Origin of the sequence: Campylobacter sp. JH32, assembly GCF_017846535.1 — a bacterium.
Classification (GTDB): Bacteria; Campylobacterota; Campylobacteria; order Campylobacterales; family Campylobacteraceae; genus Campylobacter_D; species Campylobacter_D coli.
On sequence record NZ_JAEQBS010000013.1, the window covers coordinates 1 to 22721 of the forward strand.

The 22721-nt window shown below is 30.9% G+C and carries 18 protein-coding genes and 1 other RNA gene; 10 read left to right on the top strand and 9 right to left on the bottom strand.

Annotation, left to right across the window (positions count from 1 at the left end; translation table 11 throughout):
• Positions 1-11: 11 nt before the first annotated feature.
• From KAR67_RS08715 to mnmA, 4 genes are all read left to right on the top strand, one after another.
• Positions 12-644 carry a hypothetical protein gene (locus KAR67_RS08715; RefSeq protein ID WP_223206687.1) on the top strand — a complete coding sequence of 211 codons (633 nt, stop codon included), beginning with the start codon at positions 12-14 and terminating at the stop codon, positions 642-644.
• Between the two features lie 13 nt (positions 645-657).
• Positions 658-1446, top strand: coding sequence for a hypothetical protein (locus tag KAR67_RS08720; protein ID WP_002858816.1), 789 nt, complete (start codon positions 658-660; stop codon positions 1444-1446).
• 121 nt (positions 1447-1567) lie between these two features.
• Positions 1568-2173, top strand: coding sequence for a TIGR00730 family Rossman fold protein (locus KAR67_RS08725; RefSeq protein ID WP_002786440.1), 606 nt, complete (start codon positions 1568-1570; stop codon positions 2171-2173).
• Positions 2173-3189 carry a tRNA 2-thiouridine(34) synthase MnmA gene (gene mnmA, locus KAR67_RS08730; RefSeq protein ID WP_002804112.1) on the top strand — a complete coding sequence of 339 codons (1017 nt, stop codon included), beginning with the start codon at positions 2173-2175 and terminating at the stop codon, positions 3187-3189. The genes KAR67_RS08725 and mnmA overlap by 1 nt, the downstream gene beginning before the upstream one ends.
• A gap of 34 nt (positions 3190-3223) precedes the next feature.
• On the opposite strand, the gene KAR67_RS08735 is transcribed toward mnmA, so the two are convergent.
• Together KAR67_RS08735 and ffs are read right to left on the bottom strand one after the other, a co-directional pair.
• On the bottom strand, positions 3224-5032 hold the full coding sequence (locus tag KAR67_RS08735; protein ID WP_052777072.1) for a DASS family sodium-coupled anion symporter: 1809 nt from the start codon (positions 5030-5032) through the stop codon (positions 3224-3226).
• 147 nt (positions 5033-5179) lie between these two features.
• Positions 5180-5277, bottom strand: an RNA gene (gene ffs, locus KAR67_RS08740) — signal recognition particle sRNA small type.
• A 190-nt stretch (positions 5278-5467) separates the two neighbouring features.
• Between ffs and KAR67_RS08745 the strand changes: the two genes are divergently transcribed.
• Positions 5468-6274 (top strand): bacteriohemerythrin, encoded by an 807-nt coding sequence (locus tag KAR67_RS08745; protein WP_002793250.1) that lies wholly within the window; start codon positions 5468-5470, stop codon positions 6272-6274.
• Positions 6189-8060: a flagellar assembly protein A gene (locus KAR67_RS08750; RefSeq protein WP_162284592.1), complete on the top strand. Its 1872-nt coding sequence runs from the start codon at positions 6189-6191 to the stop codon at positions 8058-8060. The genes KAR67_RS08745 and KAR67_RS08750 overlap by 86 nt, the downstream gene beginning before the upstream one ends.
• 3 nt (positions 8061-8063) lie before the next feature.
• On the opposite strand, the gene KAR67_RS08755 is transcribed toward KAR67_RS08750, so the two are convergent.
• Genes KAR67_RS08755 through KAR67_RS08770 form a run of 4 tightly spaced genes read right to left on the bottom strand, consistent with a single transcriptional unit; the run spans position 8064 to position 12924 of the window.
• Positions 8064-9701, bottom strand: coding sequence for a flagellar hook protein FlgE (locus KAR67_RS08755; RefSeq protein ID WP_162284593.1), 1638 nt, complete (start codon positions 9699-9701; stop codon positions 8064-8066).
• Positions 9702-9704: 3 nt separating this feature from the next.
• Positions 9705-10565, bottom strand: a complete 861-nt coding sequence (locus KAR67_RS08760) for a flagellar basal body rod modification protein (protein ID WP_131235383.1) — start codon at positions 10563-10565, stop codon at positions 9705-9707.
• A 57-nt stretch (positions 10566-10622) separates the two neighbouring features.
• Complete coding sequence (locus KAR67_RS08765; RefSeq protein WP_002790219.1) at positions 10623-12587, bottom strand: flagellar hook-length control protein FliK; 1965 nt, start codon at positions 12585-12587, stop codon at positions 10623-10625.
• A 13-nt stretch (positions 12588-12600) separates the two neighbouring features.
• Positions 12601-12924 carry a hypothetical protein gene (locus tag KAR67_RS08770; RefSeq protein WP_002779298.1) on the bottom strand — a complete coding sequence of 108 codons (324 nt, stop codon included), beginning with the start codon at positions 12922-12924 and terminating at the stop codon, positions 12601-12603.
• A gap of 128 nt (positions 12925-13052) precedes the next feature.
• On the opposite strand from KAR67_RS08770, the gene typA reads away from it, so the two are divergent.
• Together typA and KAR67_RS08780 are read left to right on the top strand one after the other, a co-directional pair.
• Positions 13053-14861, top strand: a complete 1809-nt coding sequence (typA, locus tag KAR67_RS08775) for a translational GTPase TypA (protein WP_002779297.1) — start codon at positions 13053-13055, stop codon at positions 14859-14861.
• Positions 14861-15511 carry a hypothetical protein gene (locus KAR67_RS08780; protein ID WP_002779296.1) on the top strand — a complete coding sequence of 217 codons (651 nt, stop codon included), beginning with the start codon at positions 14861-14863 and terminating at the stop codon, positions 15509-15511. The genes typA and KAR67_RS08780 overlap by 1 nt, the downstream gene beginning before the upstream one ends.
• On the opposite strand, the gene KAR67_RS08785 is transcribed toward KAR67_RS08780, so the two are convergent.
• Complete coding sequence (locus tag KAR67_RS08785) at positions 15508-16857, bottom strand: DUF2130 domain-containing protein (RefSeq protein ID WP_004284561.1); 1350 nt, start codon at positions 16855-16857, stop codon at positions 15508-15510. The two genes, KAR67_RS08780 and KAR67_RS08785, sit on opposite strands and share 4 nt — an antisense overlap.
• Positions 16858-16962: 105 nt before the next feature.
• Here KAR67_RS08785 and KAR67_RS08790 point away from each other — a divergent pair, with 105 nt between their 5' ends.
• Together KAR67_RS08790 and KAR67_RS08795 are read left to right on the top strand one after the other, a co-directional pair.
• Entirely contained in the window at positions 16963-18171 is a 1209-nt protein-coding gene (locus KAR67_RS08790) for a multidrug effflux MFS transporter (protein ID WP_002790217.1), read from the top strand.
• Positions 18168-18869, top strand: a complete 702-nt coding sequence (locus tag KAR67_RS08795) for an SIMPL domain-containing protein (protein WP_002797679.1) — start codon at positions 18168-18170, stop codon at positions 18867-18869. The genes KAR67_RS08790 and KAR67_RS08795 overlap by 4 nt, the downstream gene beginning before the upstream one ends.
• 29 nt (positions 18870-18898) lie before the next feature.
• Here the strand turns inward: KAR67_RS08795 and KAR67_RS08800 are convergent, their stop codons facing one another.
• Both KAR67_RS08800 and KAR67_RS08805 read right to left on the bottom strand, forming a co-directional pair.
• Positions 18899-20440 carry a pentapeptide repeat-containing protein gene (locus KAR67_RS08800; protein ID WP_052783505.1) on the bottom strand — a complete coding sequence of 514 codons (1542 nt, stop codon included), beginning with the start codon at positions 20438-20440 and terminating at the stop codon, positions 18899-18901.
• A gap of 32 nt (positions 20441-20472) precedes the next feature.
• Entirely contained in the window at positions 20473-22455 is a 1983-nt protein-coding gene (locus KAR67_RS08805) for a pentapeptide repeat-containing protein (protein ID WP_225893303.1), read from the bottom strand.
• Positions 22456-22721 lie beyond the last annotated feature (266 nt).

The following is a 22721-nucleotide window of genomic DNA, read 5'->3' on the forward strand; positions in this document are numbered from 1 at the left end:
AAGGATTTTCAATGAAAAAGATTTTTGCTTTATTAGCTTTAACTTCTTTACTGACTAGTTCTGTTTTTGCTGAGGATTTTTTAGCTAAACTCACAAAAGGTGCTTTAAGTGATACAAGCCCGGGTGTAAAAGAACTCAGCCTTGAAGAGATGAAACAAGTAAAGGGTGGGTATATAACCTATTTAAAACGACTTAGTGATAATGAAGTTATAGCCTTTGCCAAACCTGATTGGAATTTGGAATTAACTTTATTTCAAGATAGTAACGGAGATCAATATTATTGGAATAGAGAAGGACTTGTTCGATTTGGTGGAATGTGCGGTATAGATACCACAAATTGCTTAGTTAATGGAAAACATACATACACAAATCAACAAAGACTTTGGGAAACTATGAGTATAGTGGGCGATGACCCTTATCGTAACTTTCTTGGATATACTGTGAAAAGAAATATTGGTATTTCTAATTTAGGGAAAAGATTTGTGTATTTTTCTTATGGAGTGGCTGTAATCAACGAACAATCAGGTTCTTGGTATAGAGTAAAATCAAGTCCTGTTTTGAATAATTACAGAGTAGTTAAGGAAATCAGTTCAAACTATAAAGACTTTTTAGAAAGATATCTTGGTGGGTATTCTATCAAGTAAAGAGGAAAAACTAATGATAAATAGTCTAAACTCAAATTTAAACTATGATTATAACACTTCAAATTTTAAACAAGATAAAAATATTGATTTTAAAATCAACAAACACGGAGTAGCCGTTATAACAGGAGAAGGTGCTTTGCCTTATCGTGGAAAAAAATTTGAGTATAATCCTAAAATATTCGGACTTGATGAAAGTATTAGCAAAAAAGATATGCAAGAATTTAACAACTTTATGAAGTCAAATGCTTTAAAAGACCCCAATAAAATAGAAAAATCCCCTTTAAAAGATTTTAATCCTGCTTATACAAAATGGGACCCAACTACTGAGAAAATGATGTTAGGTTTTTTTGTTTCTTATTCTAAGATGTTTCATTTGGGCTACGACATCATCAAAAAAGCCGATGAATTTTATAAAGAATTTGACGCACTTATAAGTAAAGATTTAAGCTTAAATGAGTTTAAAACTAAATACATAGATTTTAAGCAAAGACACGATGAATTTGTGAAAGAATACGAAATGGCTATGGGTGATAAAATGTTGCTTTCTAGTGATGATGAAATTATCACTCAACAAAGTGAAAAACCCTTCAAAGCCATTCAAGGCGAAAGTAAAAACAAAGAAACTTACAAAGATGATAGCACAAGAAACGAACTTGTAAAAAAACTATTAGAAGGTAAATTTAGCACTAGTAAAGAATTAGAACTTCTTTTTGGTATGAAATTTAGTGATGATGATGCAGGAGAATTTAATAAAATCCTTTCTTTAAATTCTACACCAAAAAGTATAGATATTAAAGCTTAAGGATTTAAAAGTCTTTTAAATTCCTAATCTTAATAAAATAAACCTATTAAAACTTATATAATAAAGAACTTATTATAAATTTTTAGCTAGAATGGAATTTATTTTAACTAAAGGTTGAAAAATGAATGAAAAAATAAGCCAAGATTTAGAAAAATTTGCTAACATACCAAACCTAAAAAATGCCGTAACTTTTTTTGGTTCTGCAAGATTAAAAGAAGATAGTTTTTATTATCAAGAAGCCAAAAAATTAGCTAGTTTATGTGTAGAAAATGGCTTTTGTGTCGTTAGCGGCGGAGGTGGAGGCATTATGCGTGCAGCTAATGCAGGCGCTGCTAAATGTAAAAACGATGCAAATTTTATAAAATCGGTAGGTTTTAATATACTTTTGCCTTTTGAGCAAAAATTAAACGATTTTGTAGAATATAACATAACTTTTGAGAGCTTAGCCATACGCAAAATGGCTCTTATTGAAAAGAGTCTAGCTTTTGTGATTTTCCCAGGCGGCTTTGGAACACTTGATGAATTGTGTGAAGTACTTACACTAAAACAACTTGGATTTAAAAGCAATGTTCCTATTATCTTGCTTGGGAGTGAATTTTGGCAAGGCTTTGATGAGTTCGTCAGAAATTCTTTGCTAAAACTTGAAGTCATTTCCAAAGGAGACGAGTTAAAGTATGAAATCACTGACGATTTAGATTATATAATCAATACTTTAAAGGAACTCTAATGAAAATTCTGGTCGCTATGAGCGGTGGGGTCGATAGCACAGTCACTGCTTATAAACTTAAAAATTTAGGTCATGAAGTTATAGGTTGTTATATGAAACTTCATGGCAAACCAAATTATCACGAAGAAAATATCAAAAAAGTAGAAAAAGTTGCAAACTTTTTGCAAATTCCTTATCATATTTTAGACTTGCAAGAAGATTTTAAAAACAAAGTTTACATGCCTTTTGTGGATACTTATAAAGAGGGTAAAACACCAAATCCTTGCGCTTTATGCAACCGTTTTATCAAACTTGGAAAACTTTTAGAATTTGCTAAAAGTTTAGGTTGTGAAAAACTTGCCACAGGGCATTATGCAAGACTTGAAAACAACTTAATAAAAACCGCAGTAGATGAAAGCAAGGATCAAAGCTATTTTTTGGCCAGTGCAGATAAAGAAGCTTTAAAATATCTTATTTTTCCGCTAGGCGAAATGAAAAAAGAAGATGTGAAAAAATTTGCTTCTACCATAGAAGTTTTAAAATCATTTGCAACCCAAAAAGAAAGTTCTGAAATTTGCTTTGTTGAAGATACTTATGTGCAAGTTTTAGATCAATTTATGGATACTAAAATTCCAGGAGAAGTGCTAGATAGTAGCGGTAAGGTTGTAGGAAAACACGAAGGCTATATGCACTATACCATAGGCAAAAGACGCGGTTTTGAAGTACGCGGGGCTCACAAACCGCATTTTGTTTTAAAGATCAATCCTAAACAAAATCAAATCATCGTTGGCACCAAAGAAGAATTAAAAATCAATGAATTTAAACTCAAAAATATCAATCTTTTCATCGATGCAAAAGAGCTTGATTGCGAAGTAAAAATCCGCTATAGATCAAAATCCACCCCGTGTAAAGTCATTATAAGTGATGATAAAAGCGCAAGCATTTCTTTAAAAGAGAGTGTTTATGGTTTAGCAAGTGGGCAAATGGCAGTATTTTACGATGGTGATAAAGTCATTGCAAGCGGGTTTATAGAATAAGACTTATCAAAGCTTTAAAAGCTTTGATAAGATTTTAATAAAATCCCAAAAATTTCCACCATACAAGGCCAACAAGTATCATTACGGTTATATCTATCACTGAAATAACAAATCCTACAGACCACCATTTTTTAAGACTTACATAACCTGTTCCAAAAATAACTGGAGCTGTTCCTGTTGCATAATGCGTTAAGGCCATCATAACATTTCCTGATGCTATCATAATAAAAGCATAAAGAAGTGGTGGAGCCCCTAAAGCAAGTCCTGCACTATAAAATACAAAAAACATAGCTGAAATATGCGCTGTGGTTGAAGCAAAGAAATAATGCGTATATAAAAAGGCAAGGCTTAAGAAAATCATAATAGAAATTTCACCAAGTCCCATAGCAGAGGCAAATTCACCCAAAGCTTCAGCTAAAAACTGCGTTACACCGAGCTTTCCAAGTAAAGTTGCCATCATCACAAGGGCTGAAAACCATACCAAAGTATTCCAAGCAGCTTTTTCTGCCAACACCTCACCAAAAGTCAAAACTCCACTTACTAAAACCAAAGAAAGACCAAGCAAGGCAACACTTGTAGCATCAAGAGAAATTCCAAAAAGAAAGCCCAAAGCCCCTGCCCATAAAAGCAAAAGCAATACAAAAACACCTAGCATAATCTTTTCACTACCCTTCATATCACCCAGTTCTTCTAACTTACCCTTTGCAAAAATCTTAGCATTTGGGGTTGATTTAATCTCTGGTGGAGAAAGAAAATAAATCACCAAAGGCATTAAAAGCATAGCCGCTATACCAGGTAAAAACATACCTAAAGCCCATTGCCCCCAGGTTAAATGCACTTCTAAATTTGTAGCTTGAGCGACCAAATCAACAACCAATGGATTTGGAGCAGTGGCTGTGATAAACATTGCCGAAGAAATAGGATTGGCTTGAAAATTCACCAAAGAAAGATAGGTGCCTATTTTATTTTGTGTTCCATCTTCAGGAGTAGATTTAAAACTTCTTGAGATAGCTTGAACTATAGGATTGATTATCGCACCCGCTCTTGCTGTATTTGAAGGGGTTACAGGAGCTAAGATGGTTTCGCAAAATGCGATAGAATACGCAATACCTAAAGTTTTCTTACCAAAGATACTGATAAAATAATACGCCAAACGCTCTCCAAGTCCTGTTTTTATAACTCCACGAGCTACAATGATAGAAACTACTATAAGCCAAATTAAAGAATTAGAAAATCCGCTTAAAGCATCCTTAATACCTGTTTTGGATTTTAAACTTGATATTGCAGTATTAACTTTTTCATCTATATCTTTTTGGGACATAAATTCAAGAGCTAAAGAGTTTAATGCCGCGATCTTGCTCTCATCAATAAGCTTTTGCGCAGCAACTTTTGAAGTCGCTTTTGCATAAAGTTTATTTAGACTATCTATTTGATATTCCATGTTTGAATTAGATTTTAAAATCTCATTTACCTTAGGTTCTAAATTTTTAGCCACATTTGCTTTGATGAGATTTTCCAAAATACTAGCTTGTGATTTTTGCTCCATAGTAACTTTATAGATATTAGAATTATCTTTTAAAACAATGGCTTCAAGAGTTTTGATATGTGTAGCACGAACAGAACTTTGAGTGGTCGTGATTCCACTTAGTGCCACAATAGCAATAGCTATCATACACACAGCTCCTAAAGGCATTACCTGTAAGATAACCGCCATAATCACCGCAATAAAAAGTCCAAGAAAATGCCAAGAATTCTCCTCTAAACCTATAGGAGTAGGGATTATCCAAAATGCAAGCGCAATAAGGACACACAGTATAAGCATGGGGATTTTCTTTTTCTCCATTTAAGCTCCTTTATTGTATTAAATTTGTTAAATTTTAATTTAACAATTCTTAATTAAGTATTAAAAAATTTTTACCAAAGTCTTGAAATTCTATATGAAAATAAAAATATTTAAGAGATATAAAAAGTAAGTTTAAATGAAATAAACCCTTTCCCAGATGGCTGCGGCACACACTAAAATCAAGTGCTCTGCTGTGTTCCCACCCTGAAGCGGTGCTTAAAAATAGCATTGCACAGGTCTAAGAAAAGGCAAAGAAATTATATCATAATATACTTAAAAAGTGTTGAGCTATAAAAACTAAATATAAAAATGTATAAATATGTAACAAATTGGTTATATTTTATATAAATTTTTAAATTTAATTTGCAAAATTATTGTTTTTTTCAAGGAAATACGATTATATAGATATATTATATAAATTTTTAAGGAAAAATCATGGAAATCAAATGGAGTAAAGATTTTAGCATTAAAAACATACAATTAGATAAACAACACGAACTAATTTTTGAAATTGCTGAAATTGCAAACGATTTAGCTTTAAAAATTCAAGATAATGATGTGCAACACAAAAATGATTTAAAACAAATTCTTACAAAGTTATTCCAATATGTAAAAATTCATTTCAAAGATGAAGAAAAATTTATGGAAAGCATTGATTTTCCTTTGATTGAAGAACATAGAAAATCTCATCAAATATTATTAAAAAAGACTAAAGAGCTTTTAGAACACTCAAATGATATTGTTAAAATGTCATTTGAACTTTCAACATTGACCAAAGATTGGATTTTAGATCATTTTGCTAATGAAGATTTATGGATAGCTAACTTCACAAAAAAAGCTCTACATCTTCAAGAGATTCATTATAATCTAGAGCAATACATAAAATTAAAATCAATTAGGCAAGATTTAAAGACTGAAAAAACCTATGATTATATTTGCAATTGTTCTTTGCGTATCCATGCAGTTCCACAGACTATACATCAAGAGCTTGTTAGCAAAGAAAATACCTTAAAGTGCGAAAAATGTGGGCAAATTTTAGTTCATTTGGATTATTTTGATTTGAATCAAAATTTCGAAAAATTCAATGCTATTTTTGAAGATGCACTACAAAATCATCATTTCACGACTCAAAAAAATGATATGGGGGGGGGGATAGATGAATTTTCAAGTAAAAACCTTAGAAACTTTCAATCCTTTCGAAAGTTTAAATCACGAACAAGCAAACACAGAACAAATTCTTGATTTTAGAGTTATAGATTTTAAACTTCTGTGTTCTAGTGTAAAACCAGCGAAAACAAAAACTTATGAAAGAAAGGATTTTGACTTATTTTATGCAGATAATTTTTTTGTAAAAAACTACAATACCATAGTGCAAAAATTTCTTATAGAAATTTATCCAAAAAAACAAAGTTTTCCTTTTACAGTCAAACTTAGATCCAACTCCAACCTAACCCATCTAAAAGCCAGTATCAACCTTACAGAAAATTTTAAATATTACCCTAATTTAAAATTTGATATTTTGCAAAATATCTACAAAATAATGATCAAACAAAAATTTTTAATCTTAAGACTTGATAAAAATTTATTTGACAAGATTGATGATTTTATCTTATCAATACAAAAAAGTCCATCTATTAAAGAAATAGAGCTTGAAATTGCCAAAGGTGTAGATAAGATTGAACATAAAAGTGATGAAATTATTTATCATAGAGATGTTAACGAAGAATGTTTTGACGAAAATATTAACTATGATGAAGGAAACTACTGTAAACCTATTGAAAAAAATGAGCTACTTTTTGAATACATTTATAGAATTCTTGGAAAAGAAGGACGAAATTTAAGAGGAGAAATCCTTCATTTAAATCCAATAGCCTTTCTTGATAATCCTTTTATCATAAAAGATGAAAGCATTTACACAGAAGAATTAGAAGATAGAATTAAATATTTTAGCGCCAATTATGGATTTTTAAATAAAGACCACTCAGGATATAGCGTTATAAACAATTTAAAATTATCACAAATAGGGCTTAAAACAACCGGTTCAATCAAAACAAATACCGATGAAAATATAAACTTAGAAATCACTAATTTTGATATAAGTGATGATGCTATTAAATCAGGTATTGTAAATGTTCAAGCTTCAAATATAAAAGTAAATGGGAGTATTGGAGCAACAAAACTTTATGGAAAAAATATCAGCATAAAAGGCTTAACTCATGCAAAAAGCGAAATTTTTGCACAAGATATTTTTATTACAACACACAAAGGAACTTTGCAGGCTGACACTGTATATATAAAAAATTTAGAAAATGGGACAATTATAGCTAAAAATGTATTTGTTGAAAACTGCATGGGTGGAAAAATAGAAGCAGAAAATATTTATATTTGCAATTTACTAACGGATAATACTTTATATCCAAGAAAAAATCTAATCATAACAAACAATATAAAATTTAAAAACAATATTGTAGTTTCACCACTAGTTTCTATTGAAAACAACTCAGATACAGAATGCGAAAATCTTAAAAATCTAAGCCTTAAAATAAAAAGTAAGCTTGATGACACCATAAGCAAAATGCAAAATTACTATGATTATCTAATCAAAAATCAAATCAAAATCATCAAACTTCAAAAGACTAAAAATCCTAGCACCATAGAAATGAAATTTTCAAATCTTTATCACGATATCATAAAAAAATACAATCATCTTAGCATTTCGTATAAAAAATTTATAAAATTAAAATATCAAATTGATGCGAAATTAAATTTCTTAAATGAAATGGTTTACAATGTAAAAATATACATAAAAGCCGAAAATATCGGAGAGGATAATTTTTTAAAATTTTATCCTAACACAAACACCAACCTTGAACTAAAACATCATATAAATTTAAAAGACTATGAAAAGGTTTTATATCTTGAAAAAGGACAGCAAGTAAGTTATATTAAATCAAGCCATAATTATAGCGAAAGCGACATAGAAAAAATTAAAATTATTTTTGAAAAATTAGAAAAAGATAATTCCTAAGAATTATCTTTTCATATTAATGGCTTTTTGTATCATCTGATCACTTGTAGTGATACTTTTTGAGCTTGCATCAAAGGCTTTTTGAGTTACGATAAGGTTTGAAAGCTCTGCGCTTAAATCAACATTTGATTGTTCTAAGAATCCGCCTTTAAATTTAGCTGTATTGATCACTTGTCCATCTTTCATGATAAAGCTAGCATCTCCGCTATTGGCTGTTGCTGCAAAAATATTATCTCCCATAGCAACCAATCCTTGCTCATTGATAAAATTATATAAAGCAAGCTTTCCAACTATGGCATTTTTGCCATTGCTAAATTGCGCAACTATACTTCCATCATCGGATATATTATATTGTTCAAAAAACCCTTCAGCTACACCATCTTGTTGTGTAACTACATTTTTTTCGACGCCTTCTTTAATATAAATCCCACTATAACCCGAACCAGGCTTGTTAGCATCATAAGGAGAACCTAAATCAATATTAATTGTTCCACCATTTGGATTTGCAATGCTTGTAATATTGTTTTGAAGCAAAGCACCATTTTTATCAAAAACCATATTTCCTTCAGTCGGATTGCCTACGGCATTGCCATTAGAATCATAAATTTGTGCAATAGCTTTATATTGTATATTATCGCCTTCTTGCGGTAAAACTCTTTCAAGTGTAACCCTTAAAGTGCTTTTACTTCCATCTGCATTATAAATAGGGGATTCTAAAATATCTTTATTGGCTTTTTGTTGCTCTGTTGAAATTTGCGCTGTTTCAAGTTTTATACTATTAGGATCCAAACCTTTTAAATCAAGCTCATTGCTTTTAAAATTTAGATTTTCATCTAAAGTTGCTTCAAAGCTTGTTTTTACGCCATTATCATCAGTGAAATTTAAAATAATCCTATCGCCCGCTTTAGCACTAAACACATCTTCTTTGCTAACACTACCGCTCACTACATATTTGCCATCTTCAGTCTTTTGGACATTAAATTTCGCAGGATCAAGATCGACTTTAACCACTTCTGTTGTTGCATTCGTATTTAAACTTCCACTCCATTTTACATTTTGAGTTACTTGCGGAGGCAAATACATATTCACAGGAACTTTAATCACTCCTTGTGAAGCCGTTGTCCCTATGTTAAAAGCGTCATTTGAATTTACGGTAAAGCCACTATTTACAGGAGTTCCTGTGTTAAGATAATCCCCCATAAGCCCCGCGACTCTATCACTATAACTCACTCCAGCAAAAGCAGGATTCATAGTTCCTAAAACAAAATTTCCATAAGAATCTACCAAATTTCCAGCAGCATCTCTTCTAAAGGCTCCATTTCGGGTATAATAAGCTTCTCCATCAGCACCCAAAACACCAAAAAAACCTTTTCCTTGAAGTGCCACATCAAATTCACCCTCACTTGCTACAGGTGAACCTTGTTCAAAAACGACTTGAGAAGAAGCCGCACCACTTCCATAGCCTCCTTGGGCAGGGTTAGTGGATTGGGTTGTTATGGTGCTATAAAAAATGTCTTTAAATTGCGCATCTGAGTATTTAAAGCCTGTGGTATTGACATTTGCGATATTGTTCGCATAAACATCTATACCAAAGCTATTGGTTTTAACTCCTGAAACGCCATTATAAAATGAAGTCATCATGGCTTAAGCCTTTTCCTCTTTGTCGCCATCTTCTGTAGATCCAGAAGAATCTCCGCTTGAACCACTTCCTGAACTACCGCTTCCCGTGCTAGAAGAAGAGCTTAATTTATAATCAGTGATTTCTGATATAGCATCAAAAGGAACTTCTTGACCCGCCATTTTTGCATAAGCAATACCCTCTTTAAAAACAATTCCTTCTATAGGGTAAGTACCATAATTTGCAGTGATTTTTTCGCCATTTTTATTGTTATAAACCATTTTAACAGTATACTCGCCATCACCCGCATAAACACCATCGTTATTTCTTCCTGGCCACTCCATCGTAAAGAGCCCTTGAGAAACAGATTGTTCGCCACTTTTTTCACTAAATACAAGCTTGTTGTTGCTATCGTATACTTCCAAAGTAACCCCATTTTCATCCGAATCCTCAGGCAAATACATTTTAAGCGCGATAATCTCATCTGAACCTGTAAGCTTGATTTTGTTATCTGAAACAGTTGCCATCTTTCCTATAGCTCCGATAGCTGAAGTACTCATGCTTGTGCTAAAAGAATTTGAAAGTAATTGCATAGTTTCAACCATTTTTTGCATGGTAGTATTTGTATTTTGTTGCATTTCAAGTGCTGATAATTGAGAAGTTTGCGTAAGCATTTTGTCACTATCCATAGGATCAGTTGGATCTTGGTGCTGAAGCTCGATCAAAAGAAGTTTTAAAAACGCATCTTTATCAAGCGTTGCATTTGGATTAGAAACAAGACCTGAACTACTGGTTGAACTTGTATCTGAAGTAGTACTTGTGCTAGTGGTGGTAGCAGCAGTATTAGTATTTGTATTTGTCATAGTCCAATCTGATGAAGTTAACATTATAAACTCCTTTTTATATTTAAGTCTTTTTTTAATAAAAGCAATAAGTGTTCCAACTTAGAAATACTTCGCTAAAACAAGCTCTAGATTGACTTTTTCACTTTCATTTTTTCCATCTAAAGCATCTTTAAAACCATATCCGCTTCGATTTTTTCCTTGATTTTGATTTTGCTCTCTTTTACCTTGATCGCTAAAATTCATTTCAAGTCCAGTAAATCCCATATTTACAAGAGAATTTTTAAACTCGGCTTGATTTTGAATAAATAAATTCATTGCATTGGTATTGGAATTAAAATTAATATGAAGATTGTTTCCTCTTTGTACCAAAGTTACCTCAACTTCTCCAAGATTGTGAGGATTTAGCGTGATACTAAGCTTGGTGATTGGGGCTTTGTATTGCTCCATTGCTGCTTTTAAATCCTGCGAAAAATGTTGTAAGGTTTCCTTAGGAGTGATATTTTTAGTATTGTTTTGTGAAATTTTATTTAAATCTTTCACTAAAGAATTTAAATCATCTAAAGGATTTTTTTCGGTATTCTCACTCTGTATTTTACCTTGCTCTTGTGTATAATTTTCTTTATTAGTGTAGTGAGTGAAATTTGTATTGTCTTTATTGAGATTAAGATCTTTTGGGCTTAAATTCAAGCTCAAATTTTGAGAATCTCTTACATTTTCTTTGTTGGAAGTTTTGTTAAAATTTGTATTTTCGTTTTTAACCTGTTCTTTAGGATTTTCACTTAGATTATTATTTTTATCCAACGCTTGGTTTAAATCTTTTATATTTTTGATATTGTTTGTTTCTTGATTTAAACCCTCTTTGTTATTAAGAGGCTTTTCTTGTATCAATACTTTATCTTGGGGCAAGGTTTTTTCCTGTGTTGATACTTTTTCTTGTGGAATTATCTTTTCTTGAGTTAATGCTTTATCTCGTGCTGATACTTTATCTTGCATTGGCAACTTATCTTGTGTGGTATTATTTTTGCTAGGTGTTAAATCTTGCACATTAGCTTTATTTGCATTTTTTAATTCTTTATCATCTTTTTTTAAAGACTCATTTAAGAGTGTATTTTTATCATTTTTAAACTCTTTGCTTTGTTCTTTATTTTGCACCTCTTGGCTTGGAATTTTTTTATCATTGTTGGTTAAATTTTCTTGTTCAAGCTCTTTTAAAGACTCGCTATGAGTTAAATTTTTAGAAGTATTTTTTAATTCTGCTGTTTCACCATCTGTTTGAATTTTAACATTATCGTTTTTAACTTCATTTTTTTCTTTTTTGCTTGAAATGATAGCATCTAAATTCTTTAAAGTTTGAGAAAGCAAAGAAGTATCATCTTTTTTTGTCATTTTAGAATTTTGACTAAGATTAGCATGTGGAGTGTGATTTAAATTTTGCACATTTTGGTTTAAATTTTTACTGATATGAGCAAGTTTATTGTTTATAATCTCTTTAAAAACATTATCCACTGCGCCTTTAAAGAAATTAGCCTTATCCAAATTTGGAAAAGTAGCCTTAAGATCTAGCAAACGATCTACTTTGATATTTTTTACATTTAAGCCCAAATCCTTAGCTATATTTAAAAGCTCGCTAAGATTGCTTGCGCTTTTTAAAGCATTAAAATTAGCTTCTGTTTTTACAAGCTGAGAAAGCTGGGTGGAAAGATTGGCAAGTTTGATATCGGCCGTATCTGCTTTTAACTTGTCAAGCAAAGATAAAATTTGCATAAAAGAAGCAGATTCAAAAATACTTATTTTATCACTCTCGCTAAAAACCCCATTTTGTAATTTATCCATAGCTTCATTAACAACTTCTTTTTTACTGATTTTCATATGATCAGGCAAAAACTCATTTGTTTCTTCGATAGAATTGAGTAAAGAATTTAAAAAACTCTCTGTATCATCTTGTGTTGTATTGTCAGATTTTTTTAAATCCTGCTCTTTAGTTTTGCTCGATGAACTATGGGTTGTATTTGTCTTGCTTGGAGTAAGATTTAAAATGTCATTACTTGGGGTCAAATTTGACATGATGGTTCCTTAATTATTTTAAAAATTGACTTGACGCTAAATGAGGAAATCTTTCTTTTAAATAAGCATTTTCATATACTTTGATCATCTTATCTTCATTTAAAGCAACTAAAATATCCAAAAGCTCTTCTAAATTTTGAGCCCTCGTAATTTTTTCAAGATTTTCTTCATTTTCCAAAAGCTCTGTAAGCTCGCTTGATATTCTTGCCATTTTTTCATTTTGATTAGATTTTAAAGTTTCTAAAAGATCTAAAACTTGAAGCAATACTTCACTTTTTCTGTTGATTACTGGAGTATCAAGTTCTATAAAAAACTCTGTATTTAATGGTTTTGACATTTTAACTTCCTTTTTAAAAATGATATCTAGACAAACTAGAAGCAAGAATCGTTCCAACTTTTGCTTTTTGAAAAATTAAGCAAAAGTTCTATATAATTTTGGCTTTGAATTTAAATTTGGAGAGCATCTTGGAAAATATTAGAAATATCGCAGTTATAGCCCACGTTGACCATGGTAAAACCACTATGGTAGATGAACTACTAAAACAATCAGGTACTTTTAGTGAAAGAGAACAAATTTCAGAACGCGTTATGGATAGTAACGATATAGAAAAAGAACGCGGTATCACCATACTTTCAAAAAATACAGCTATCAATTATAAAGGCACAAAAATCAACATCATAGACACTCCAGGCCATGCCGATTTTGGTGGAGAAGTAGAGCGTGTTTTAAAAATGATCGATGGGGTTTTGCTCTTAGTCGATGCGCAAGAAGGCGTTATGCCACAAACTAAATTCGTGGTTAAAAAAGCCCTATCTTTAGGACTAAAACCTATAGTTGTAATCAACAAAATCGACAAACCAGCTGCTGATCCTGAAAGAGTAATCAACGAAATTTTCGATCTTTTTGTAGCTTTAGATGCAAACGATGAGCAACTTGACTTTGCTATCGTTTATGCTGCAGCAAAAAATGGTTATGCTAAGCTTGATCTAAACGATGAAAGCGACAATATGGAGCCCCTTTTTAAAACCATACTCGAGCGCGTTCCAGCTCCAAGCGGTACTAATGACAATCCTTTACAACTTCAAGTCTTTACTTTAGGATATGATAACTTCGTAGGTAAAATAGGCATTGCTAGAATTTTCAACGGCGTTGTAAAGAAAAATCAAAGTGTAATGCTCGCAAAAGCCGATGGTACTAAAGTAAATGGTAGAATTTCAAAACTCATCGGTTTTATGGGCTTAGAAAAAATGGATATAGAAGAAGCAGGCAGTGGCGATATCGTTGCGATCGCAGGTTTTGAAGCTTTAGATGTGGGCGATAGCGTTGTAGATCCAAACAATCCTATGCCACTTGATCCTTTACACATCGAAGAACCAACCTTAAGCATAGTATTTTCAGTAAATGATGGTCCCTTAGCAGGAACTGAAGGAAAGCATGTGACTTCAAACAAAATCGCTGAACGCTTAGAAGCTGAAATGAAAACCAATATCGCGATGAAATACGAAAGCACAGGCGAAGGCAAATTTAAAGTAAGTGGTAGGGGCGAACTTCAAATCACTATTTTAGCTGAAAATATGCGTCGTGAGGGCTTTGAGTTTTGCATGGGAAGACCTGAAGTTATCGTAAAAGTTGAAGATGGGGTTAAGACAGAACCATTTGAACATTTAGTTATCGATGTGCCTGAAGAATTTAGTGGTGCAGTGATAGAAAAGCTTGGAAAAAGAAAAGCTGAAATGAAAACTATGGCACCTACAGGCGATGGACAAACAAGACTTGAATTTGAAATTCCTGCACGCGGACTTATAGGCTTTAGATCTCAATTTTTAACCGATACCAAAGGCGAAGGCGTAATGAACCATAGCTTTTTAGAATTCCGCCCTTTTAGTGGTGCAGTTGAAAAGCGTAACAATGGTGCTTTGATCTCTATGGAAAATGGCGTGGCTTTGGGGTATTCTTTGTTTAACCTTCAAGAGCGCGGGGTGCTTTTCATAGAACCTCAAACCAAAGTATATACAGGGATGATTATAGGTGAGCACTCTCGTCCAAATGACTTAGATGTTAATCCTATCAAAGGAAAAAATCTTACCAATGTAAGAGCAAGCGGAAGCGATGATGCGATCAAGCTTGTACCGCCTAGAAAATTAAGCCTTGAAAGAGCTTTAGAGTGGATAGAAGAAGATGAACTTGTAGAAGTTACACCTCAAAATGTGCGTGTTCGCAAACGCTATCTTGATCCAACTCAAAGAAAAAGAATGGAAAAAGCAAAATCTTAATGGACTTAAAAAGCTTAGAAAATAAAAGACTTTATATACTCAAACGCTTAGGAATTTTAAAATTCTTAAGCGTTGTAGAAGCTTTACTTGTGGGCTTTTTAGCCTTTGTTTTTACAAAAGATATTTTAATAGCCCTCATCCTTGCTGTGTTTGTAGGTATTTTCTTCTTTCGCCTTACAGCTAAAAAACTCAAACTTGCAAAAAAAGAATTAGAAATCGATGCTTTGAATTTATTTTTGCGTCGTTTTGGGGCTAAATTTAGAAAAGAAAGTTTAAGCCAAAAAGATTTTTTAAAACTAGAACTTAGCGAAAATTTAAAGGATTTTAAAAGCCAAAATTGCTTTGAATTTAAAGAATTTAAAATTTATGATATTAACTTCATCGATGAAAACAAACGCTTTTTTTGTGGAATTTTGCTTGAAATTTTAAAGCCTAGCAAAAATCCTAGCTTTGAAGATGAAGAGAAAATTTATGTTAAGTTACAAGATAAAAATTTCACCCTAAATCATATTTTTTCTAAGGACAATCACTATCTTATTGCCACTCTAACAAATCCTTTTTTCATAGACTTAAAAGAAAGTCTAGAGAAAAATTTCAAAAATTTAGAAAACAATCTCAAGCTAATAGAAGAAAAAATCATCAAAATTTAATCCTCATCTTTAGCCAAATTTTCCAAGCTTTTAAGCCCTTCTTCGCCTATCAAATTCCCGCCTTGCAAGTCGCTAAATATAGCATTTAAAGAACTCACTATGGCAGTAGAATTAAAGCTTAAATTTTCTATGGCTCTTTCTCTTTTTTTCCATATATTTTGCAAGGCTCTTTTTTCTGCTTCTAGCTCTTCTTTCATATTTTGGTAAGTTTTGAGTATAAAAGTGATTTGCGTGTTAAATTCCTTGGAATTTAAGTATTCGTATAAAATGTGATTTTTCTCATCTTTGTTTTGCAAAGCATTTTTGAGTTTATAAGAATTTATAATGCTTTCTCTAAGCACTGCTAAAACGCCTTTAAATTCAGCAAAAGTGCAGATTAAAATCCCCTCTTTAAAATGTGTTTTTTGCTTGTCTTTAGGCATGGTTTTGGTGATTAAAACCGCTATATCACTTTTAGCGGCTATGCTGTCAAGCTTAAGCTTGTCGATCCATTCTTTATTAAACTCTTTAGTGCGTTTGCTCTCATACAAAATACTACCGCAAATATTGCCAAAGCTGTCTTTTACGATATGCAAACAATCCGCCCCATTTACTCCCTTTGGCACTTCTTTTACCTCATCACCGATGTATTCGTTTTGGATATATTCTTCTATGAGTAGCTCTGCTGCTTCGCCTTGGAGTTGCTGTGAGCCTTGCTCTATCCTGCGTTGTGCGTCCTCTAGCTTTTGAGCTACGCTTTTAAAATTTGTTTCTAATTCTTTGTATTTAAGATCTTGCTCTTGAGTGCTTTTTTGAAATTCAAGACGCATTTTTTCTCTTTCAAGCTCTAGTTTTTTGCCTTCTTGTTCTTTAAATTCTTTAAACGCCTCTTCTTTAACCTCAAATTTAAGCCTTTCTTCGTTTTCTTTTTGCTCTCTTTTTAGCTTTTCATTTTCAGCTTTTATGCTTAAAAATTCGCTAAGTTCTTTGCTCTTTTTTTCTAATTCTTCTTGCATGATTTTCATCTCATTTTCATGCTCTTTGTTAAACTTCTCACTGAATTCTTTTTGGAAATTTTGCTTTTGTGTTAGCAATTCTTGCTCGAATTTTTGTTTTTCTAAAAGAAGTTTTTGGCTTACTTGTTCGCTTATAAGTTTTTCTTGCTCTATCTTTTGGGCTTTTAAGTCATTAAAAGCTTTGGTGTATTCGGCTCTTTTGGCATTGACCTCATCTTCAAATTCTTTTTTTTGCTTAAGCATTTCTTGCTTGGCTTTGTCTAAAATTTGAGCATATAAAGCAGTGCTGATATCGATAAAACTTCCACAATTTGGGCATTTGATTTGCTCGTTTTGATTTAAATTTGACATAAAGACTTCCTTGAGAATTTTTATATAAATTTAACATAGAAAAACAAAGATTATTCTAAGATTGACTTGTTAAAATCCTTGTTTTAAAAATAATTAGGATTACAAATGCAAAAACACACTAAAATTCACGGCTTTTCAAAGCTCAAACTCGTCATCATCCTTGCTTTGATGTCAAGCATAGCACCGCTTTCTACAGATATGTATTTGCCTGCACTTAGCCATGTAGAGCAAAGCTTTCATACTTCTAAAGCACTGACTCAACTTAGCCTTGCAAGCTTTTTTGTCGCCTTTGCCTTAGGGCAACTCATATATGGGCCTTTAAGCGATATCTTTGGGCGTAAAATTCCTGCTTTGGTAGGAATTTTCTTCTTTATCGTTTCAAGCTTGTTTTGTGTGATTATCGACAATATCTATGCCTTTATCGCTTTGAGATTTTTTGAAGCACTAGGAGGCTGTGCGGGAGTAGTGATCGCAAGGGCTATTGTAAATGACTTGTTTGAGATCAAAGAAGCTGCGGGGATCTTTGCTTTGATGATGGTATTTAGCTCCCTTGCTCCTATGCTTTCGCCGACTTTTGGAAGCTTTTTGCTGGAGTATTTTTCATGGCATAGCATTTTTACGACTTTGTTTGCTTTGGGAATTTTGCTTTTTTTGATGATACTTTTTGGCTTAAAAGAATCCGCACCACACCTTAAAAATAAAAAATTCTCCCACAAAGAAGCGATGAAAAGCTATAAATTTGTTTTAAAAGATAAACGCTTTTTAACCTATGTCTTTTGTGCTGCTTTGGCTTTAGCTGCGATGTTTGCTTATATCACGGGTTCGAGTTTTGTATTTACAGAATTTTTTGACTTAAGCGAGCAACAATTTGGCATGCTTTTTGGAGCAAATGCTCTAGGCTTTGTCATCTGTGCAAATATCAATGCAAGGCTAGTGCGTAAATTTGAAAGTGAAAAAATACTTTCTAAAGCCTTGATGATCATGTTTGTATCGACTTTGATCTTACTTATCAATGCCTTTTTGTATCCGAATTTATTTCTTTTTGAAGCAAGTATTTTTACAAGTATCGCTATGCTTGGCTTTATCGCACCCAATACCACGACTTTAGCTATGGCGAGATTTAAAGAGCATAGCGGAACCGCTTCTGCGGTGCTTGGCTTTATACAATTTGCCCTAGCAGGACTCATCTCCTCTGTAGTCAGTGCTTTAGATGCTAACACACCGATAATCCTTGCTTGTGTAATGTGTGCTTGTGTCTTGGTGGCAAATATGATATATTTTCTAGGTAAAAAAAATCCCAAAGGAAAAATATGAAAACAAACTCCCTTTTTATATCGGTGGCGGTGGTTTTGGCAAGTGTGATCCTAGCCTTTGGCTTTAACAAGGCTTTAAGCGACTTCAAAACACTTGAAAGAAGTGTCACTGTAAAAGGACTGAGCCAAAAAGATGTGGAAGCAGATACCCTGATACTGCCTATAAAATTCACGAGATCAGGCAACAACCTTGCAAATTTATACGAAGAACTAGAGTCTGATAAACAAAATATCATACGATTTTTAGAAGAACAAGGCGTAAAATCAGACGAGATCAGCTACAACTCACCCAACATCATCGATCGCCTAAGTGATCCTTATAGCAACGACACTCAAGCTGCATACCGATACATAGGCACTGCGAATTTACTCATCTATACTCAAAATGTAAAGCTTGGAAAAAGCATACTAGAAAAAATTTCAAGCCTTGGAAAGCTTGGCATAGTGACTAAAATAGAGGATTATGAGATAGAATACCTTTATACAAAACTCAATGAAATCAAACCCCAAATGATAGAAGAAGCCACGCTCAATGCTAGAAATTCAGCAATAAAATTCGCCCAAGACTCAAACAGTAGCCTAGGCAAGATAAAAAAGGCTTCTCAAGGGCAATTTAGCATCAGCAACAGAGATAAAAACACACCTTACATCAAAACCATAAGAGTGGTTTCTACTATAGAATACTATTTGAAAGACTGATGATGAATTTTCAAGCTAAGCTTTAAGGCTTAGCTTGGCACTATGGAATTTTTTCGTGCGGTTTTTTGGAGTGAGAAAAGAACTAAAGCTAAAAGTATGGTATATAGTATGTTTAGCACTATTAAGCTTGGATAATTAAAAAATTTATCAGATTCGTTTGCGATTTTTCCTATTAAAGGGTGAATTACATTAGGTTGTTTTATGAGCATTATAATAAATACTATATATGAAAAGATAAGCACCACATATCTACCAAAAAACAAAGATTTGGTATAAACTAAACAAATATATAAACTAACAAACAAAGTATTTATAAGTAGTGAATATCCAAAGTCTTTACCTAAATTTAAAAAAAATCCAAATAATGAAAATAACACATAAAAAACACAAGGGATAAAGGATGCAAAAAATAAGCTTTTAGTCAAATTCCAAAAATCACCAATGATATATATAAAATTTATGTTTTGTTTTTTTGAGACATTGTTTTTCTTTTCATATGAATTTAATTTCCAAACAAAAAAACCACATCCAAAAACTACAAAAATAGCACTTATGATATCAAAATAAAGCCTAAATTTATCAAAAAATCCAAATAAAGTTAAAATCGCTCTTGTATCTTCTAGTTTATCATCGTGAAGCCAAGTAAAACCAAAAACAAACAAAGCATACAAAGCAATTAATAATATAAGATTATTAAAAACCTTTAAAAAGTCTGTGTGATGATCACAAAGCTTTCTATAAAATCCTAAAAGTAAAAAATCCACAAAATCCCGAATTCTCGAAACATTTTTTTCTAAATCTGTCGTATTTTTTACATTCTCACCTTTTTTACCCCAATTTTGTTTTAGCTCTATCTCTTTACAATAAAGCTCGTATTTATGAAAATTTGAAGCGTCTAAGGCATTATTATCTTTTATCAAAGCACTTTTAAAAGTCCTAAAAGAATCTCTAAAATCATTTGCAAATTTATCTAAGGATTTTTGATCTTCTTCTTTTTTATTTTTATTAAACTCTTCATATTCTTGTTCAATTTTTTCTTCTAAATTAGAAAAAGTAAAATTTAATTTTGTATTAACTATATTTAAATTTTCATTGAAAATTGCTTGTGAAAAATCTAAACCTTTAAAAGTAGAATTATAAAAAGTTACATTTTTTTCAAAATGGCTTTTTTTGAAACTAGCATAATTATAAAAATTTCTTTCAAAATTAGACGAATTACAAAATGTATTTGCCTCAAAATAAAAATTTTTATTAAAACGACAATAAGCTATAACCACATTGCTTTTAAATTTGATATTATATGAAATAACATTTTCTTCAAAAGTACAACCATAGATATAAACTGGATTTTCTATCTCGAAAAAACCAGGAGCTTCGTTTATTTCACATAAAAATTTGCAATTGAAAAATGATAATTTATACTCATTAAATAATTTAAAACTAAAATTCTTTATAACAGCACCATTGATTTGTATGGATTGTAATCTAGCATTATGGGCAACACATTTATTGTCTATTTTTAAATAATTAGCTAGTTCTAAAATCTTGTCATTGATTTGTGTATTTGTCATTTTTAACCTTTCATTTTTTTTATTACATCATTTTAACTTGGCACTATAGAATTTTTTCGCGCGGTCTTTTGGAGTGAAAATATACAAAGCAAAAGTATAATGCCATATAAAACACCAGTGGATTTTATGGTGTTTTCTGTAATCTCGTCTTGATTTATAATCTTTAAAATCCCTTCAAAACTTGATTTAAATTTCAAAAGAGCCAAGACACTTTTTAATTTATCTTGACTGTCTTTTTGATCAAAAAGAGCCATTTGCTCAGGTGATAGTTTTTCAGATATAGAAAAATTACTTTTTATCGCATATAAAATATCTATTTCTTGATTAAAATTTAATTTTAAAAATTTATTAAGTTGAGCAGATACAACGCTATTGTTGTTTTTATTGTCTATCTCTTCTATGATATTTTTTACATTTGATGTGTTATTTTCTAGTTCATTTAAAACCTTTTTATAATCACTTACATATTTATCATTATACACTTTAGATAAAATTTCTTTTAATTTTTCTTTATTTGCTATTATCAAAGCTTTAGCTGAATTTAACTCTGTAAAAGAAATATTTTGATCTTTTAAATGGAGATTAAAATCATTTTGCAATATGCTTGCTAGATTTATAATAGCACTCGTATTTAAATCATTTAACCTTTTTTCAAATTTACTTTCATAAAGTTTATCCGATGAAAAAATTCCTACAAAAGGATTGATAAGTTGAGGTTTTAAAATAACAACCCCAATTAGACAAATATAGGCAAACAATCTCGAAATAAAAACAAAAAGTTTAATTTTACAGATAAATAAAAGATAGGAAATTAATATACCTACAAAATAAATTAAAAAATAAAAAGCTGGAATGTATATTGGTGATAAAAATGATACTATGCTGATTATAAAAAGACCATAAATAAGAAATAATAAAATAGCACCATGTTGATATAATTGCCTTGTAAGGCTAATAAAAATAATTAATAACATTAATAAAACGATATAATTCATTGCAGCTATTGTCATTGGACCAAAAGATAATATAAAATCCATATTATTTAAAAATAATAAGCCAAAAATAGCATATGATGAAATCATTAAAATCGTAAAATTTAAAATTTTTAAGAAATTTGTATGATGATTACTAGTATTCCTATAAACTTGCAATAAAATACAATCAAACCATAAAGTAAAATCTAGCATTTTTCTTCCAAAAGTCATTAATTTTTTTATACAATGATTAAATTTTACTTTCCAAAAAATTATAAACTTATTCCATTCTAAAGGCCTAAAAGATATATAAAAATAATAAAATAATTTTAATATTTTTGCTATTATTTGTACTATTATAAAAATAAAATGAAATGGTAAAAATAATGTATGCGCCATTGGTAATAAAGAATAAAAAATTAAAGGCATTAATTTTGATTTTAATGTTTTTAGTCTTGAAGAATTTATTTTTTCATAATCCTTAGGATTATATACTTGATTTTTAGATTCTTTTTTTAAATTGTCATTTTTATTTTTACTTAATTGAATTTCCAATTCTTTCTCTTTCGCATAAAGTTCTAATTTATGCCATTCTTGAGCTTCTAAGGTATTATTTTGAGTGATTAAAACATCTTTTATAACCCTGAAAGAATCTTTTAAATTTTTAGCATATCTTAATCTATATTCATTTTGAATTTTAAAAATCTCTTTTTCATCTTGTATTCCTTTGGTTTCGTTTTTGTAACTTTCATCTTTATAATTATCTTCTATATATTTCTCCACTGATTTAAAATCTAGCTTATCTATATCGACATTGATTAAATTTACAGCTTTTGGTTCTTTAAAATAACAAGCGCTAAAATTCGGAGCCTTATAAAACTTTACTCCATAAAAACAAGCTATATCATCAAATTCACACTCGTGAAAATCAGCATAACTATAAAATTCAGAATTATTAAAATAAGCATTATCTTCAAAATGAGCATTTGAAAAATTTAATTTAATATTTTCATTGTTTTTGTTTCCAAAAACAGAATCCATAAAATAACATCTATTTTTAAATTTATTTTTCCACAAATTAATATTATTAATGGTGGAATTTTGGATATATAAAAATTTATTAAATATATTTTGTTCTAAAATTAATTCTTTAGCGTAAATATCCAAAAAATCAATTTCATTGTAAAAAATATTATATTTAAAATTACATTGCTTTTTAAAATTGCATTTAAAAAACCTTAGGCATGAATTTTCATTAAAATTTACCCATTCAATAAAGACATTTTCGAGAAAGTATATATTTTCAA